Origin of the sequence: Arsenophonus nasoniae DSM 15247 (genome assembly GCF_000429565.1) — a bacterium.
GTDB lineage: Bacteria > Pseudomonadota > Gammaproteobacteria > Enterobacterales > Enterobacteriaceae > Arsenophonus > Arsenophonus nasoniae.
In genome coordinates this window covers 1-1,669 of record NZ_AUCC01000215.1, presented here as the reverse complement: position 1 = coordinate 1,669, position 1,669 = coordinate 1, and the positions used below count along the sequence as shown (strand labels likewise).

Sequence of the window (1,669 nt, the reverse complement as noted above, 5' to 3'; positions counted from 1 at the left end):
TGAAATGAAAACATTGATAGAAAAAGTACAGATTGAAAGATCCCCATTTTTCGTAATATGCCATTTGCCATCTGATTACAACAAAGCGCCCAAAGTTTGGCAATTCCATTTTTTACCGATTTTTTGTAGTGAAAATAGCTATCTAGGCACTTTCTTCCTCGCCCATGAATTCCTGTTTTTGTCACCGATGGAATATGTGGAAGGTAGACAGCCTTATTCAGTTACTACGGAGAAACCTAACGAACGGTTTACTGCTAAAGAGTGGGAAGTTTTGTTTTTAGCGTTGCATCGCTTGAGTAGCAAGGAAATTGCTAGAAAGTTAGGTATTTTTCCTTCAACGGCTGAAACGTATTTGAAGGCTATCTACGGAAAAGTCAACGTCCATTCTGCTTGTCAGCTAAGAGCTTTTGGCAAATCGAAAGGCTTTGAGCGCTATATTCCATTAGATTTTATTGAGAAATCTAAATGTATATCAACTGTCTATTATTCAAAGGTTAGGGAGGTTTATGGTATTTAAAACTAATAATTTTTCATATTATTATTCCATATTTCCTGAACTAACGCCTTCTCAACTAAAAGTTTTTGTGCTGTACAGTAATGTCTATAAAATTGATCAAATAGCACTTGAGCTTGATATTAGCGTAAATACCGTTTGTGAATATTTAAAACGGATAAAAGAAAAGTATCAGGTTAACTCAATGGTTGAATTAAAGTTATTATTCAACAATAGAATACAGTCATATATCTTATATACGATTGAGAAAATATGGCGGTAAAATCAATAACTATCCGCATATTAAAGTATGTGGATAGCTTTGTATTTATTGGTTAATTGTTTTTAAAACTTCATCAGGTACTGTCGGTCTTCCATTAATTATACAAGTTGCTGTAAAAATGGCTTCTGCATATACAATATTATCAACAAGTATTTGCTGAAAAAAGTTAATCCTATTTTTCTTATCAGATTTCTGTGTAGAACAAGTCACATTAATTAAATCGCCTTTTTTTAAGCTTTTTTTGAATTTAATTGAATACTCTAAAAGTGTATGAATATGCCCTTTTTTAAATTCTTCTTCTAAATCTAATTTTGCACATTCTTTCATAAAAGCATGCCTACACCATTCCATATAAAAAGGATAATATAGTCCATCTACAACACCTTGAAAATCCAAGTGTTCATCTTTTATTTGATATTCTTTAGTAAACATTATTTAATTCCTTAAAAAAATTCAAAAGCTCAAAACGCATTGGTAGAATAAAATTCTCAAAGTCTTCTTTTTTTATATCTTTTGATGTACAAGTATTTATACTTAAGCTAATGTTTTCACTTAAACCATAAATAAAACTTATTCCATGATAAATATTATTACTTTCTCGTAATGCTTTTATTTTATTCTTTGGATCTGTTTTTAAAACATCATCCCATATAACAGTACTTGTTTCTCCTTCTTTTATTTTGGTTAATTCGATACCCACTTTAATTAAAAGACTATCTTTATGTAATCCATCATAATAAAATTTCTTATCCCATCCAGCATAACCGTTACTTTGATGATCTGTTATTTGATTATCTATCAGAACGTAGCACGCTACGCGTGAGCGGCGCAGCGGTGCTGCTTCGGGGATGTTAATGAGTTGAGTACTGTTTTATACTCTGCAGTAGGTTAAT

4 protein-coding genes are annotated in these 1,669 nt (G+C 31.2%); 2 read left to right on the top strand and 2 right to left on the bottom strand.

Annotated features, from left to right (window positions below; translation table 11 throughout):
• Both G468_RS21905 and G468_RS0117620 read left to right on the top strand, forming a co-directional pair.
• Window positions 1–517, top strand: a 517-nt coding sequence (locus tag G468_RS21905; protein ID WP_155847034.1) for a helix-turn-helix transcriptional regulator, incomplete at its 5' end; no start/stop codon positions are given.
• On the top strand, window positions 507–776 hold the full coding sequence (locus tag G468_RS0117620) for a helix-turn-helix transcriptional regulator (RefSeq protein ID WP_026824106.1): 270 nt from the start codon (window positions 507–509) through the stop codon (window positions 774–776). The genes G468_RS21905 and G468_RS0117620, both read left to right, overlap by 11 nt.
• A 45-nt stretch (window positions 777–821) precedes the next feature.
• Here the strand turns inward: G468_RS0117620 and G468_RS0117615 are convergent, their stop codons facing one another.
• A complete protein-coding gene (locus G468_RS0117615) occupies window positions 822–1,208 on the bottom strand; it encodes an acyl-CoA thioesterase (RefSeq protein ID WP_026824105.1) in 387 nt (128 codons plus the stop codon).
• Window positions 1,198–1,476 carry a hypothetical protein gene (locus G468_RS25000; RefSeq protein WP_246067562.1) on the bottom strand — a complete coding sequence of 93 codons (279 nt, stop codon included), beginning with the start codon at window positions 1,474–1,476 and terminating at the stop codon, window positions 1,198–1,200. Before G468_RS25000 ends, G468_RS0117615 begins: the two co-directional genes overlap by 11 nt.
• Window positions 1,477–1,669: the final 193 nt, after the last annotated feature.